Source organism: uncultured Ruminobacter sp. (assembly GCA_902764345.1).
Classification (GTDB): Bacteria; Pseudomonadota; Gammaproteobacteria; order Enterobacterales; family Succinivibrionaceae; genus Ruminobacter.
The window spans coordinates 1-16,536 of record CACWVT010000022.1 but is presented as its reverse complement, the minus strand read 5'-3'; the positions used below and the strand labels follow the sequence as shown (position 1 = coordinate 16,536).

Below are 16,536 nucleotides of genomic sequence, written 5' to 3'. Positions count from 1 at the left end.
TAAGTGAAAAGGACTCAAAACATAAAGACCATTGCCTAAAATTTGTTTTTTGTTGTGATCTGTAAGTTAGATGCACTGTTTTGGTTATTTCTGTCGGTAGCGTGGTTCGGATTACGAACGGAAGATAGTCTGTTATGGCAGAACGTACTTTAATTTTTGCCCCGACGGAATTATCATTGCAGAAATCATTGGAATGCATGATGACACATCGGAGGATAATCATGGCAAGAAGGTTTTTCATAACTGGAACGGATACGGATGCAGGTAAGACTTTCTGTGCGTGCGTGCTTATGCGCAGACTTAAGGAGGCAGGACTTAAAGTGAGACCGTACAAGCCTGTTGTTGCGGGGTTTGAGAACGGCCGAAATGCCGATCTGGAAAGTCACATAAGGGCATCAGGACTAGATTTAAGGCCTGAGGACATCACGACATTTGCCTATCAGGAGGCCATTGCTCCACACATTGCCGCCGTTCATGAGAATAATCCCATTGATTTCGGGAGTCTGGACAGGGATCTGGCTAAGGCGGAAGCTTCAGGTGCCGATGTGGTAATCACCGAGGGGGCCGGAGGCTGGTATCTTCCTGTCAGTGACACAGTACTTCTGCCTGAGTGGCCGGCACTTAAGGGGATGGAGATAATAATCGTTGTCGGCATGAAGCTTGGCTGCCTTAATCATGCCATGATGACTGCTACTCTTCTTAAGAAGGAGGGATTCAATCCTGTCGGCTTTATCGCAAATACGACCACGCCGCAGAAGATGCCTTTTTATGAGGAGAACCTTAATACTCTTAAAAGAATAATGCCGTGTCCGTTCATCGGTGAGGTCAGTTATCGGGAGGACGGAGATTTCATGAAGGCTCATGACACTCTCGATCTGTCGGCACTTGGCTTCTGCAAATAATGTAATGAACACGCAATAATTTACGTTATAAATTGGTTATAATGCGAAACTGTAGATTTTATCCCTTACCGGTTTAAGATATTCTGTCTGTTCATTTATAACTGAACCAGTCAGAATTAAACCGTAAGGAATTGTTATATTTTTCAGATATTGAAATTATTATCCCGGAGGATAGATGGTAATCAGATTGTTTTTCTATTTTCTGACAGTTATTGCCGTTCTCATAGTCGGAACCGTTGCCCTTAACATAATCTGTTCGGCTCTCGGTTATCCGTTGAGTTCGGAGGATCTTGTCATGTGCGTCGGCACCATGTCGGTAATGGGCATCGGCGGTTCACTCATAAGCCTGTTCATGTCCAAGAGTTTCGTAATGAATCAGATGCATGTTCAGCTCATAAACAATCCTTCAAACGACGGTGAACAGTGGCTTGTCGACACTATCAGAAACATAGCCGACAAAAAGGGACTCAAGATGCCTGACGTGGGCATCTATGATGCAAATGAAATGAATGCCTTTGCCACCGGTTGGAACAGGAACTCAGCTCTTGTTGCCGTATCCACCGGTCTTCTCCGTTCTATGAACAAAAAGCAGATTGAAGCGGTTTTGGGGCATGAGCTTTCACACGTGGATAACGGAGATATGGTAACTTTTACTCTGGTGCAGGGGGTGGTTAATACCTTCGTTCTGGTGCTTTCTAGTATTCTGGCATCTGTTCTTACAGCCGTAATGGCCGGCAAGGATGGAAACAGAAGTCGTGTAAGCACGTCAATGGCAAGCAACACAATGTTTTACGTGATGCAGACTCTGTTCGGTTTTCTAGGCACTGCCGTTGTGATGTGGTTTTCCAGATACAGAGAGTACAGGGCTGATGCCGGCTCAGCTGACGTGCTTGGTAAGGAAAGCATGATTTCCGCATTGGAAGCACTAAAGGGTGACAGTTCACCTGTAACCAAAAAGAGTCGCGTGGTTAAGGCTCTCTGCATTAACGCTCGTGATTTTGGGGAACTTTTCATGTCTCATCCTCCTCTTGAAAAGCGCATTGCCGCTCTTCAGGCAAGAGCCAAGTAATAGTAACGCTTTATAAGGCATTTTGAGGCCCCGGTTCGTATGATGCGGACCGGGGCTTTCTGTATGCTGAACGATAATGAGAGAGCTGACATCAGGTTTGTAGAGCGTTTCGAATTGCATATACGCTAGTCACCGTTAACGTATGTTTATTGCGGTTATTTACGATATGGCTGTTTTACGGTGTTCTGAATACTATGAACCTGCCATTATTTAAAATACGATTTTCTGTAGGATATTAATTCATGAAGTGTTAAATGTCTATTATTTGTACATAAGGAATAAAAATTATAGTATTAGTATTGTAAATATAAAAAATAGATGTAATATATAAAAAGCGAAGGAAATGAGATTTCCTTCCCTGTATTGAAAATTAGTTTGAAGACTGAAATCCATATAAAAGTTCGAAGAAGTTGTAATTTAGTTGGAAGGATAATGAACATGCAGATAAATCATGGCGCACTGCCGCTAATCATGGGCAATTACGCAAGTAATTTTGGTATCAATCTTTACATGTACGGTGCCGCCGCGTACACCGACGGCAAAAACATTACGATACCGCGACTCAATTTCAACAATCCGGAGGAAATGGATCTGGCATTCGGCTATGTGGCACACGAATGCGGTCACGTAAGATACAGTGATTTTGATGTCTTCGGTAAATCTTATGACAAGGCAGGGATTCTTCCGAGAATTTTCAACGCCCTGGAAGATACGCGCATAGAGAATCTGCAGATTGCCAACTGGCCCGGGTTAAGAAAAACCTTTAATAACATAGTAGGAAAGTTGGATGAATCCGTATGCCGTTATCTTAAGAACTGCAAAAACAGGGCAAGTCTCATAACAGCGTTTCTTGACTGTTCAAACAGAGTCCGCTGTCTGAATCAGAATTCCGGTAACAGCCTCAAGGCTGCGAGAACCAGACTTAAGAAGATAATACCGGAGACCGTGATTGATGCAATTGAGGAAAAGGCCGCAGGATCGGTAAACTGCCGTGATTCTGCAGAGGTTCTTGAACTTAGTCGTGAAATACTTAATATATTCATGAATTGCTTTGAGCTCGCCAATGACGAATACATGCGTCAGAAGGAGGCAGATAAGGAGTCTTCCGAAAAAGCTGGTAATACAGGCATGTTTTCTGAGTCGTCATGGACCGGAGGAAGAATCTCTGATTCGATAGAATGCTCTGAACCTTTAAAAACTCAAGGGAAGACCGGTGCACCGTTTCAGACTGATCTCTTTGACTCAGTATTTAACGGCAGTGAGGGTAGCTCTGGCGCAAATGGAGGCGAAGCAATCACCTCAACGGAGCCTAAATCTCACGTTGAACAGAGTCTCGGTGAATACGGAGAATTTCTTTCAGAGTTCGGAACCGGTGATGAGGATGGTAACGGATCCAGAAGAAGACAAAAAATGATCCGTGAGTTTGAAAAGATTATCGGCAGAATGAAGGAACCGTTCAGTTTTTCTGAAAACTCTCAGTGTGACCGCAGACATCCGGATCTTGCCACCATTATTGAAAACTGTTCAGCTAAGTCTAAAGGAGCAGTGGATATAGGTTCTCTTGTTTCCAGAAACTCAGCACCGGCCAAGGATTTGTCACTTTACAGGAAAGTTCTTAATGACAATACACTCCGTGCGGATATTAGCCATCTTGTTAAGGGCTATGAGGAGTGGAATTACGGCGCAGCCTCATCAGGAAGATGTCTTGACGTGAGACGCTATCAATATACATACGGGGGAAAGCTCAGTGATGATGTGTTCAAAAAGAAGAGTCCGCGCCGCGCTTTAAATACCACAGTGCATCTTCTTGTGGATATTTCCGGTTCAATGAGCAGACCATGCAGACCTGACAGCAAGGTTACCAGGTCTCAGGTGGCAAATCATCTGGCGTTGTCGCTTGCCATGTCACTTGAGAATGTCAGAAATGTTGATAACCGTGTTATCTATTTTCCCGGAAACTGCTGTGAATATGAGGAGGTCTATCGCAGCGGGCAGTCACTTGTTGAGAGGGCTACATATTTTGATTTAATGCCGAGAGGATGTACTCCTCTTGCTCAGGCTCTTCTTTATTCAATGAGCAACATGCCGAGCGTCGATAAATACCACCGCAATATCATTATAGTTATCACCGACGGAGAGCCGGATAATTACGACTTTGCAACGGAGATGCTTAATAAGGCAAAAGGCAACAACATTGAAGTATATGCACTTAGGGTTGCACCTAACGGTGACAGGTTAAGGACACTGTTTGAGGAGAGTGTTGATATCGGTAATGCCTCAGAACTTCCGGCGGCACTGACTGAACTTCTTGCACATAAGGTATTCAGCTACTGTTAGTAAATTAGGAAGCAGGTCGGGAGAGTTCTCCTGACCTGTCTTTTTTTTGTCTCTGTAAAAAATTATTCAGTGCATGGAATGCGGTGATTCTGAACGATATCTTTAGTCTTATGGCAATAACTTATTCGTAGCTGGCAAAGTTATGCATACGCGAAGATTCACTCAGAACAGTATTGTATTATGATGCAAGGGCCGTGATGTAAAACGGAACGAAAAATTGAGAAAAGCTTCGTCAGAGACTTTTATCTTTAAGAGACGTAATTTGAGTAAATATGAATAAGATGTAAGAGGTGTGTATATCATACATGAGAAATGCAATAAACTTTCATCAGATGATATTTCTTAAGCAAGAGATAAGTTAAATAGAGTAGGGTGGGGAAAGTTGCCGCTATTGAATGTCTTATGGCAGGAATTTCAGATAATAAAAAAGGGAGTTTTAAAAACTCCCTTTTTCACGATAACTTAGTTACAAACTAAAGTTAAAATTAACCGTTAACCTTCTTCATGTGAGCGATTAATTCGAGAACCTTGTTTGAGTAACCGATTTCGTTGTCGTACCAAGATACAACCTTAACGAAAGTATCAGTTAAAGCGATACCAGCCTTAGCGTCGAAAATAGAGGTACGGGTGTCGCCTAAGAAGTCTGAAGATACAACAGCTTCATCAGTGAAACCTAAAACGCCCTTTAATTCGCCTTCAGAAGCAGCCTTCATAGCAGCAACGATTTCGTCGTACTTAGCTGGCTTAGCGAGGTTAACAGTTAAGTCAACTACAGAAACGTCAAGGGTAGGAACACGCATTGACATACCGGTTAACTTACCGTTGAGTTCAGGGATAACCTTACCTACAGCCTTAGCAGCACCGGTAGATGAAGGGATGATGTTACCAGCAGCAGCACGACCGCCTCTCCAGTCCTTTAATGATGGACCGTCAACAGTCTTCTGAGTAGCAGTGGTAGAGTGAACGGTGGTCATTAAACCATCCTTGATGCCCCACTTGTCGTTTAAAACCTTAGCGATAGGAGCTAAACAGTTAGTAGTACATGAAGCGTTAGATACGAACTGAGTACCCTTTACGTACTTGTCGAAGTTTACGCCACATACGAACATTGGGGTGTCGTCCTTTGAAGGAGCAGACATAACAACGTACTTAGCACCAGCGTTGATGTGAGCCTGAGCCTTTTCCTTAGTTAAGAAGATACCAGTTGATTCAACAACGTATTCAGCACCAACTTCGTCCCACTTTAAGTTGTTAGGGTCCTTTTCAGCAGTAACGCGAACCTTCTTACCGTTAACGATAAGGAGATTGTTTTCTACGTCAGCTTCGATAGTACCATTGAAAGCACCGTGCATAGTGTCGTACTTTAACATGTAAGCTAAGTAGTCAACTGGGCAAAGATCGTTGATTGCAACAATTTCGATGTCATCACGAGTCTGAGCAGCGCGGAAAACGAAACGACCGATACGGCCAAAACCGTTAATACCAACTTTGATAGTCATATTATTTAATACCTAAAATGTGTTTAATGAAATAATCCTGACAATGTATACGGTGAAAGCACGTAAACATTATCAAAGACTGAAAAAAAGCTTACCGCTTAAGTTGTCAGTATTATAGATTAATTCTGAATTTTAGACAACTTTTTTCATACTTTTGCTATGTATGTGAGTGTTGTCTAAAAAATAAAATGGTAATACTGCAGATACCATACTAATTATCATTAATAGTTGATGAGCAAATCGGATTAAAACATAGTGTTTTACGGTAAAACAGACACTGAACGTGATGTAATAATAAATAACATCAATCAAAATATGTACAGATTCCCGGATACAAGGCATTTTATGTAAATAATTCTCAAATCTTCATATGGGGAAATGACAGTAGGACAATGACAGGATTTGTAATTAGGTGCTGAAAGGAAAAAGCATGCGGTATTAGATTGGTGAGTAGAGTCATTGTACTGTGCTGTTAAGATTGAATATTCATACTGATGAAGACCATAAATAAAGTTTTATGGTACATCCGTCTATGACTATACCTGATTTTATGTCCGGGCAGTATAACTGACTATGTCGTAACAGTCTGGGCCAATACAGGAGTTGGAGGAATATATGGTTTAGACTCCGTTCATTGAACAATGATGATAACGTGGTTTTAATCTTCATTGTTGCATCTCCATTCCAATATTAATGAGGGATTAAATGTGTTTATTAGTGAATAACTTAAGTTTGCAGAAGGATACTGTTGATTCTTGATTGTTTAACTAATGGTGAATCTGTTGAAGGCTGGGGTAACAGTTTACATTTTATGGACAGTAAAAGCAGGTAATGGATATTAAATAATTGATGTATTTTTATATTGTTAAGGATTTGTAAATTGATAAAAATTAATGTGTAACGCTATTTTTTATACTTGTACGCAGATTATGGATGCGTATAAATTTTGGTAAAATTACGTAAAAAGACGCTAATAATGTGATAATACTCAAAAGTTTCAAAATAAAATTCTGCTTGTGTCTGAATTTTGTAAAAAATTAAATTTCCTGAATTTTGAATGAGTTTGGTATTTTGAAAACTATATAAAACAAGGTTATTTTAATGTTTTATTTCTAAATCATTATTAAAAAGTTTTTTATGTAATTGATTGTTAATTATTCAAATTTATTGAATTACAAAGAATAATATGTATATTGATAATAAATATATAGTATATAATTATGTAATTTTTTGAAAATTTGAAAGTAAATATCAAAATTTAACTAACAATTTTTTTCTTTTCTGATAAAATATTGACATTAACAAATGATAACCTATTTAAGTTGGGAACATTATATGGCTAATCTAATTGAACAAATTGCTTATGCTCGCGGTATCGCTGGTGAATACATCGATGCTAGTGGTCAGAAAGTAATCATCTCTGATGAATGCAAACTTCAGTGTCTTAAGGCATTGGGTTACAATGTCGATGATCAGGAAGCTCTTGCTGAACAGTACAATCAGGAACAGGACGCTTTATTCGTAAGCGGTACCGAACCTGTATTTGTTACTACCGAAAACAAGGCAATTGAAATCACCGTAAGACTTACGGATAATGAATCAAATAACGAGATCGAGTATTACGTAGTTCAGGAAGATGGCACCAAGTGTCAGGGTAAGTTCTACATTGACAAGAATACCCGTGCTTATTCACGTGTCGTTAAGGGTGTTGAATACATCGAATACAGAACTAACTTAATCGTTGCATTACCGTTAGGTTATCATGATATCACCTTCAAGACCTGTGAAAGAACCTTTGAGCCAATGCGCTTAATCATTTGTCCTCGTGCCTGCTACAAGCCTGAAGAAATTTTAAACGGCAATAAAGTATGGGGTCCAAGCGTGCAGCTCTACGCTCTCAGATCTGAAAAGAACTGGGGTATCGGTGATTTCGGTGATCTTAAGGATCTTATTATCAATCTTGCTGAAAATGGTGCAGGTTTCGTCGGCGTAAATCCTATTCATGCAGCTTACCCTTCAAACCCTGAATCAGCAAGTCCGTACAGTCCTTCATCACGCAGATGGCTGAACGTAATTTACATCAATCCTGAAAATACCTTCGAATTCAAGAACAACGAAGATGCCCAGAAGCTTGTTCGCTCTTCTGACTTCCAGAAGAAGCTGAATGCTCTGCGCAGTGTTGACTATGTAGATTACACCAATGTAATGAAGCTTAAGCTTGAAGTTCTCCGTAAGCTTTTTGACGAACAGAAGGCTCTGTTCGATAACCGTACCATCAGAGGTAAGGCTTACGCCAAGTTCAAGGAAAACGGCGGTGAATCTCTCAAGGCTATGGCTTTATACGATGCCATCATGGCTCACTTCTATTCAAACGGCGAAAATGCCTGGGGTTGGCCGGTATGGAGAGACGGTTTCAGAAAGTACAGTGACCCAATCGCCAAGGAATGGGCTAACTTACATGAAATCGACGTTGAATTCTACATGTACCTCCAGTTCCTCGCTGACGAACAGCTTGAAGCTGCTCATCAGGCTGCAAAGGACAGCAAGATGGCTGTAGGTATCTATCGTGACCTCGCAGTAGGCGTATCAGAAGGTTCAGAAGAAATCTGGGCTAACGGCAGTCTCTACTGTGTTAAGGCTTCCGTAGGTGCTCCGCCAGATCCGTTAGGACCTTTAGGACAGAACTGGGGCTTACCTCCAATGGATCCTAAGAAGCTGGTAGAAAACCGTTATCAGCCAATCATTGATCTCTTCAGATCAAACATGCAGCACTGCGGTTCATTACGTATTGACCACGCAATGTCATTACTCCGTCTGTGGTGGGTTCCACCTGCAGCTTCAGCTAAGCAGGGTGTATATGTTTACTACCGTGTACATGATCTTGTAGGTATTCTTGCGCTTGAATCACAGCGTAACAAGTGTCTCATCATTGGTGAAGACTTAGGTACCGTTCCATACGAAATGAAGGCAATTCTCCGTGATGCCGGTATTCATTCATACAAGATTTTCTTCTGGGAAAAGAGTGAAACCGACGGTGGCTTCATTTCTCCTAAGGATTACGTTGAACAGGCTATGAGTGCACTGTCTACCCATGACATGCCTACCATTGAAGGCTGGTGGAGTCACAGTGACCTTACTCTCGGCAGAGAACTTGGTTTATATGACGATGCAGCAGTACAGTCAATCGGTAATGCACGTACTGAAGACCAGCAACGCATTCTTGACAGCTTACACTGGCACGGCGTAATCTCTGACAAGGTTTCAAGAGATGCTCACAACTGCCCAATGAGCAAGGAACTTCGTGACGGCATGCAGATTCACATGTGTCTCGGCAACTGTGCCTTATTCAGTACTCAGATTGAAGACTGGTTAGGTATGGACAAGCCTGTAAATGTTCCTGGTACTTCTACCGAATATCCTAACTGGAGACGTAAGATTGCCAAGAACTTAAGCGAAGTATTCAACAATCGCGAGATCAAGTCTCTCCTGAAGAAGATGACTGAGGCAAGACTCAAGGCCAGCAACAGAATGTAATTTCTGGAACTGACTTAAGTTTTAACGAAAACGGGAGTGTGTATGCACTCCCGTTTTTATGTCTGTCTTTGTTATCGGTATTCTTATTACATCCGTCATCATTTTTTCTCTCGAACCTTACGGTTAAAGTGCTTAATTTTTATCTAAATCGTTTTCATTTATTTTTACTGAAATAAAAGTTGTAAATTAAATGATCTATCCGACAATATTGCACAATTTACAGCATGTTTTAATCCAAAAAATGCAATAATCATAGACAGTTTATTAATATTGCAGGCACGGGCATCCTTTCCGTTTTATGCGAAAAACTTAAGTGTTGGATGCTTCAGAACGTACGGCAGGCATCTCCGATGTCTAATATCAGTTCTTAGGAACAAAAACGGGCCGAACGTTTTAGTTAAGTCGTGTGTACTCTACAGGTCTGCAGTTAAGACGCAATTAGAATCTGATTTATAAAACAATAAAGCAGTTACTGCTATAAAAACTAAGGAACACTAATGCTTATTGATGATTTGAATAATGCCAGTTTGGCAAGACCTTTTGAGACTTTTGGTTTGCAAAAGAATCCTGAAGGTCAGGGCGGTTACATTCTCCGTACCTGGTTGCCTGGTGCAATCAGTGTTGACGTGAAGTCAATCGACGGCAAGAAGAAACTCGGTTCCATGGCAAAGGTTGAAGAGGAAGGTCTTTTTGAGCTTAACTTCCCTAAGGCCGACAAGGAATTCAACTACCTGTTTGACGTTGAATACCAAGATTCAAAGATTCAGGTAATCGATCCGTACCAGTTCCGTAACGAAGCTTACGAAGGTCTGTCTACCATGCGTAATGATGCCGCAAACCTGTATCGTACCATGGGGGCCCAGCTGGTGGAGATTGAAGTTGAAGGCGTTAAGATTAAGGGTGTTCGTTTTGCAGTTTATGCTCCGTCAGCAAGTAACGTAAGCGTAATCGGTGACTTTAACTTCTGGGACGGTCGCCGCCATCCTATGCAGAGAAGCTTAATGGGTGAATGGGTTCTGTTCGTTCCTGGTCTCGGCGAAGGTGAACGCTATAAGTACGAACTTAAGGACCCGTTCGGCAATCGTTTACCGCACAAGTCTGACCCTGTAGGCTTCTATGCCGAACAGTATCCTTCATTCGCTTCAGTTGTATACGATCAGAAACGTTACAAGTGGAACGATGCCGCTTGGATTGAAAGTCAGAAGAATGACAAGCTCAAGCAGGCAATCAGTATCTACGAGCTTCATTTTGCTTCATGGCGCCGTCACGAAAACGGTGACAGTCTGAGCTATCGTGAAATGGCTGAACAACTGATTCCTTACGTAAAGGAAATGGGGTACACCCATATCGAACTTCTTCCTATCATGGAACATCCGTTCTCCGGTTCCTGGGGTTATCAGCCGGTTGGTCTGTTCTCTCCAACCAGCAGATTCGGTACTGCCGATGACTTTAAGTACTTCATCGATCAGTGTCACCAGAACGGCATCGGTGTAATTCTCGACTGGGTACCTGCTCACTTCCCTTCAGATTCACACGGTCTCGCCCGTTTCGACGGTACTCCTTTATACGAATACGAAGACCCTCGTCGTGGTTGGCATCCTGACTGGAATTCATACATTTACGACTTTGGTCGTGACACCGTTCGTCAGTTCCTGGTTGCAAGTGCCCTTGTATGGCTCGACTACTACCATGTTGACGGTCTCCGTGTAGACGCCGTAGCTTCAATGCTTTACTGGGACTACTCACGTAAGGCCGGTGAATGGGTACCTAACGTTGACGGCGGTAACCACAACTACGAAGCCATCAGTCTCTTAAGATGGTTTAACGAAGAAGTTTACAAGAATTATCCTCAGTGCATGACCATTGCTGAAGAATCAACAGCTTTCGCTGGTGTTTCACGTCCTACCTACACCGGTGGTCTCGGCTTCGGCTTCAAGTGGAACATGGGTTGGATGCACGATACTCTTGAATACATGAAGAAGGATCCTATCTACCGTAAGTATCATCACAGTGAAATGACCTTCTCCATGATTTATGCCTATGATGAAAACTTCATTCTGTCTATTTCTCACGACGAAGTTGTACACGGCAAGCTTTCAATGCTGTACAAGATGCCTGGTGACGAATGGCAGCAGGCTGCAAACCTGAGAGCCTACATGGGCTACATGTATGCGCATCCTGGTAAGAAGCTTAACTTCATGGGTACGGAATTTGCACAGACTGCAGAATGGAACCATGACAGCCAGCTTCAGTGGTGGCTGCTCCAGTTCGATAAGCATAAGGGACAGAAGAAGCTTATTCAGGATCTGAACGCAATGTATAAGTCTGAACCTGCCCTGTACAATGCCGATTACGACAAGAGCGGTTTCATGTGGTTGGATCACAGCGATTACCAGAACAGTATTTTTGCCATGATGCGCAGAGATGCCAACGGTGAAAATCCTGTAATCGTGGTAAGTAACTTCACTCCTACAACCCACGAGCAGTATCGCCTCGGTGTTCCGACTGCAGGCAAGTACAAGGTTATCCTGAATACGGACAGCAAGTACTATTGGGGTAGTGATTATGATCTGGGCGGCATTGAATTTGAGGCCTCTGATGTTTCATGGCACGGCCAGTATCATTCTATCGTACTGAATCTTCCTCCTTTAGCTACTGTCTTTATTAAGCGTATAGGAGATTAAAATAAAATATGACTAATGAGCATTTCGTGCTCATGTCCGGAAAAGAGGCCCCATTAGGGGCCTCTGTCCGTGATGGGGGCTGTAATTTCAGTGTTTGGGCTCCAGAAGCCACCAAAGTGACTCTGATTCTTTACACTGAAGATGAAAAGGAAATCGTACGTTACGATTTACCGGAAAAGCATGACGGTTTATGGTTCGGCTTCGTTGCAAACGTAAAGCCGGGTCAGCTTTACGCATACAGCGTTGACGGCAGGAACGAGCCGAAGAACGGACTGTCATTTGATGCAACAAAGATTCTTATTGACCCGTATGCCAAAAAGATTAACAGACCGATTGACTGGAATTACGAACTCTACCTGAACGATTCGGGTAAGATGATAAGCAAGTCAGTTGTTGTTGACGACACATCATTTGACTGGCAGGGAGTAAAGAAGCCGGGATTAACCAAGTCCGGAACAATTCTTTATGAAACCCACGTAAAGGGCTTTACAAAGCTTCGTGCTGACATTCCGGAGGAATACCGCGGTACATTTCTCGGTCTGTGCCAGCCGTCCGTGATTAAGTATCTGAAGGAACTCGGCATAACTGCGGTACAGCTGATGCCGGTGTTTGCCAAGATGAGTGAATCACGTCTTATCGACATGGGACTGTCAAACTACTGGGGCTATAACCCGATGTGCTTCTTCGCTCCCGAACCGGGATACGCCAGAAGTGATGCCGTAAACGAGTTCAAGACAATGGTGAGGGAACTTCACCGTGCGGGCATCGGTGTTATCATGGATGTGGTGTACAACCATACTGCCGAAGGCGGTTATGGCGGTCCGAACATTTCCTTCAGGGGATTTGACAGCAGAAACTACTACGTATACGAATTCAATGAAGACAAGAGCGTAAACTATCTTGCCACCACCAACGTGACGGGATGCGGCAACAGCTTCAATTCCTCAAGCGAACCGGGACTGCACATTATTCTCGATTCAATGCGCTACTGGCTTACGGAGATGCAGGTGGACGGCTTCAGATTCGACCTGGCCGTAACCGTTGCCCGAGAAACCACTCCGTACGTGTTCAATTCATTCGAAACGCACGGTACCTTCTTTAAGGCGTGCCATGCCGATCCGATTATCAGCCAGGCCATACTTATCGGTGAACCTTGGGATGTCGGCGGCTTCGGTTACCGTGTCGGTCAGTTCCCTTCACAGTGGAGCGAACAGAATGACAGATACCGTGACACCGTAAGATCCTTCTGGCGCGGTGATCAGGGAAAGATGGGCGAATTGGCCACAAGGCTTCTTGGTTCAAGGGATCTTTATCCGAAGAACATTCGCTCGATAAACACATCTGTGAACTTCGTGAGCTATCATGACGGTTTTACTCTTGAGGATGTGGTTTCCTATAACGACAGACACAATGAGGCCAACGGTGAGCATAACCGTGACGGTTCCGGAAACAATGTTTCGTATAACTGGGGTGAGGAAGGTCCGACAAAGAATCCTACAATTCTCAGAAGACGTAATCAGGTTAAGCGTAACATGATGGCGACGCTGCTTCTGTCTCAGGGGATTCCTCATTTTGTGGCCGGTGATGAAATCGGCAGAACCCAGGGTGGAAACAACAACGCTTATTGTCAGGATAATGAAATAAGCTATGTTCACTGGGATCTGAATCAGGCTCAGCAGAATTTCCGCGATTTCGTCAGCCTGTTGACGCATATCCGCACAAGCTCTAAAGTGTTTACGGATCTTCAGCTTGACGGTGACAACTTCAGAATTCAGAAGGGCGTTAAGCATGACGTTGACTGGTATCATCCGAGCGGTCAGCCTCTTGAGGATTCAGACTGGGCTTCTCCTGTATCTCAGGCCTTCATGCTTGATATCGGTGAACACCGCGAGGGCGGGGAAAGATACATAATACTCTTTAACGCAAGTCGTTATGATATCTGCTTCCACCTGCCTGAGCCGGATGAAGATATGGCATGGAGTGCGGTTATGGATACTGCCGAGGAAAACGGCATTCCTGATCGCTACGGCGACAGAAAGGGACTGATTCCGGTATGTTGCTCACTCTGCATGAAGCTTCTGAAGCAGGTTGACAGGGAACTTGTTTCCGGGGCCTACAGGTCATCGGGCGCAGCCATTAATGCGAGTGAAGAAGAGCATCTTCACGTCCATGGCGTATCCGTAAGCCGCAGAATGATTGAAAGCGTGGCACAGACCGTTTCCAGTCATTACAGGGAACTCGGTAACGTCCTGCCAAAGGGAATTCTGTCTACTCTGACACGGGCAAACGTTAAAAAGTAATTCTGCCCTGAAACGCTTGTGATAATTGAGAGCGGGGACAGTGCAGGTCTCCGCTTTCACGTCAGGACAGGGGGGAACTCTGTTTATTGCGTCGTTTCCAAGACTTATAAGGCATCCCCGGATTATACCGTGGATGCCTTATATTTTTCTTCTGTTGAATTATGAATTTTGAAGACTTTGTTTTTACAAGTTTTTTGGTCTTAAGTTTTATTTTTTTCCCGAGTTTGATACTAAACCATCACAGACCTCTTGAAAAAAGAGGTTTTTCTTTAAATAATTATGTTGTGTATACGTAATGTATATGGTATAATATTCTTGAGGTTGTCTTTTGATATTAAGGAGTCCAAAAATGTTTGTTCGCAGGATTAAAAGAGCAAATGGACAGGTAAGCATTGTTCTGGTTGAAGGCTATCGTGAAAACGGCAAAGTTAAGCAGAGAACAGTTGAATATCTTGGGACAGAATCAGAACTGACAAAGAACGATCCAGATGCGGTTAACAAACTTATTGAAAAATATAGAAATGAGCAGAATAAAAAAGAAGCTTTCATTAAGTTAACCATCAATCTTGCTGAGAAGATTTCTGACAGGAATACGTTAAGAAACTACGGCTACTTTTATCTTGATAAGATGTATCAGGAACTTGGACTGGATAAAGTCTGTGAAGAAATCCAATCACAGACGGATATTGAGTACAGTATTGATGACTGTCTCAAATTCCTTTGTTTTATGCGGGTGTTGAAACCAAATTCAAAGAAAGCATCCTTGGAAAAAGGTTTCGATTTTTTCATGGAAGATTATGAAATCAAAATAGAACACCTGTACAAATCACTGACGTTGTTTCATGAATACAAGAATGAAATCGTTGAACGGATGCACAATCAATTGTGTGAGAAGTACAATCGCAATACTGAAATTATTTACTATGATGTAACAAACTATTTTTTTGAAATTGATGAAGCCGATGATTTTCGTAAGAAGGGATGCAGTAAAGAACATCGTCCAAATCCAATTGTTCAGATGGGGTTATTCATTGATAATCAGGGATTACCCGTTGATTTCTACCTGTATGACGGCAATACGGCAGATTGCAGTACATTAAAACCGTCTTTCGATGATGTAAAGCATCGGTACGCTTCAGAGAAAGTAATTATTACCGCAGATAAGGGGTTAAACAGCGGAGCAAATCTTGGATATATCCTCAGCAGCAACAACGGTTATATTGTCAGTCAGAAGATACGCGGTGCAAGTAAACAGCTCAAGTCTCAAGTACTGTCAGATGAAGGATGGCATTTCAATTCTCAGCATGATTTCAAATTCAAGGAATTTATAAGAGAAATAACAGTCCCGTATCCTGACGGAACGAAGCATCTTCATCGCCAAAAAGTTGTATGCATCTGGTCAGAGAAATATCAGGTAAAGGAGAAAAACACCCGTGATAATCTTCTTGATAAAATAGCTGTTCTTGCAGCCAATCCGACTAAATTCAAACAAAGCTGCCACACCGGAATGAAAAAATACATTGATGAGTTTTCAGTAGATAAGATTACGGGACTGAAAAGTAAAACGGTAACCACGCAAACAGAGCTTAATCAGGAAAAAATATCAGAAGATGAAGCTTTAGATGGATATTATCTCATAGTCACATCGGAGACCCAATTGTCCCTTTCTGAAGTTATTTCCAAATACCGAGGGTTATGGCGTATAGAAGAATCTTTCAGAATTACAAAAACAGACCTGAAAGGCAGACCTGTTTTTGTACGTACAAGGGAACATATAGAAGCTCATTTCCTTACCTGTTTCATTTCTCTCACCATGCTCAGAATGCTTGAGCTCAGATTGAAACATCAATACTCCGGCAGGAAAATAATTGACGGATTAAATTCTGCCATGGCAACAGAATTGTCCAAGGACATATATTCATTGAACAGAAGAGAGTCTGTTGTGGATGAGCTGGATAAAATCCTTGGCATCAATTTTGATTCCAGATATGTGAGGATTGAAGATTTAAAACGATATCATTCAAAAATACTAAAATCGATGTACACAACACCTTAAAAGCTCGTTTTTGGCTTAAATACAGGGGGTGTCACCGATTAAGTATCAAACTCGGGTAAAAAAGTTCTGGTCGCAGACAAGGGATATGGTTCAGTCAAAAATATACATAAGCTCTATCAGGACAATCAAAGCTTTATCCTCAACATGAAGCTCAA

8 protein-coding genes are annotated in these 16,536 nt (G+C 42.4%); 7 read left to right on the top strand and 1 reads right to left on the bottom strand.

The window, feature by feature from the left end; genetic code table 11:
• Positions 1 to 221 precede the first annotated feature (221 nt).
• The 3 genes from bioD (at position 222) to QZU58_RS05480 (ending at position 4,308) form a co-directional block, all read left to right on the top strand.
• A complete protein-coding gene (gene bioD / locus QZU58_RS05490) occupies positions 222 to 902 on the top strand; it encodes a dethiobiotin synthase (protein ID WP_294460555.1) in 681 nt (226 codons plus the stop codon).
• A gap of 175 nt (positions 903 to 1,077) precedes the next feature.
• The gene (gene htpX / locus QZU58_RS05485) at positions 1,078 to 1,971 is read left to right on the top strand and encodes a protease HtpX (protein WP_294460557.1); all 894 of its coding nucleotides are present in this window, start codon (positions 1,078 to 1,080) and stop codon (positions 1,969 to 1,971) included.
• Between the two features lie 438 nt (positions 1,972 to 2,409).
• On the top strand, positions 2,410 to 4,308 hold the full coding sequence (locus tag QZU58_RS05480) for a vWA domain-containing protein (protein WP_294495595.1): 1,899 nt from the start codon (positions 2,410 to 2,412) through the stop codon (positions 4,306 to 4,308).
• A 485-nt stretch (positions 4,309 to 4,793) separates the two neighbouring features.
• Here the strand turns inward: QZU58_RS05480 and gap are convergent, their stop codons facing one another.
• Positions 4,794 to 5,807 carry a type I glyceraldehyde-3-phosphate dehydrogenase gene (gene gap, locus QZU58_RS05475; RefSeq protein ID WP_031579027.1) on the bottom strand — a complete coding sequence of 338 codons (1,014 nt, stop codon included), beginning with the start codon at positions 5,805 to 5,807 and terminating at the stop codon, positions 4,794 to 4,796.
• A gap of 1,335 nt (positions 5,808 to 7,142) precedes the next feature.
• Between gap and malQ the strand changes: the two genes are divergently transcribed.
• The 4 genes from malQ to QZU58_RS05455 all read left to right on the top strand — a co-directional run bounded on the left by malQ (position 7,143) and on the right by QZU58_RS05455 (position 16,381).
• A complete protein-coding gene (malQ, locus tag QZU58_RS05470) occupies positions 7,143 to 9,341 on the top strand; it encodes a 4-alpha-glucanotransferase (protein ID WP_294460566.1) in 2,199 nt (732 codons plus the stop codon).
• 497 nt (positions 9,342 to 9,838) lie between these two features.
• Positions 9,839 to 12,025 (top strand): 1,4-alpha-glucan branching protein GlgB, encoded by a 2,187-nt coding sequence (gene glgB, locus QZU58_RS05465; RefSeq protein WP_294495593.1) that lies wholly within the window; start codon positions 9,839 to 9,841, stop codon positions 12,023 to 12,025.
• Positions 12,026 to 12,033: 8 nt separating this feature from the next.
• Complete coding sequence (gene glgX, locus QZU58_RS05460; protein ID WP_294495591.1) at positions 12,034 to 14,325, top strand: glycogen debranching protein GlgX; 2,292 nt, start codon at positions 12,034 to 12,036, stop codon at positions 14,323 to 14,325.
• Positions 14,326 to 14,674: 349 nt separating this feature from the next.
• On the top strand, positions 14,675 to 16,381 hold the full coding sequence (locus tag QZU58_RS05455) for an IS1634 family transposase (protein ID WP_294495589.1): 1,707 nt from the start codon (positions 14,675 to 14,677) through the stop codon (positions 16,379 to 16,381).
• Positions 16,382 to 16,536: the final 155 nt, after the last annotated feature.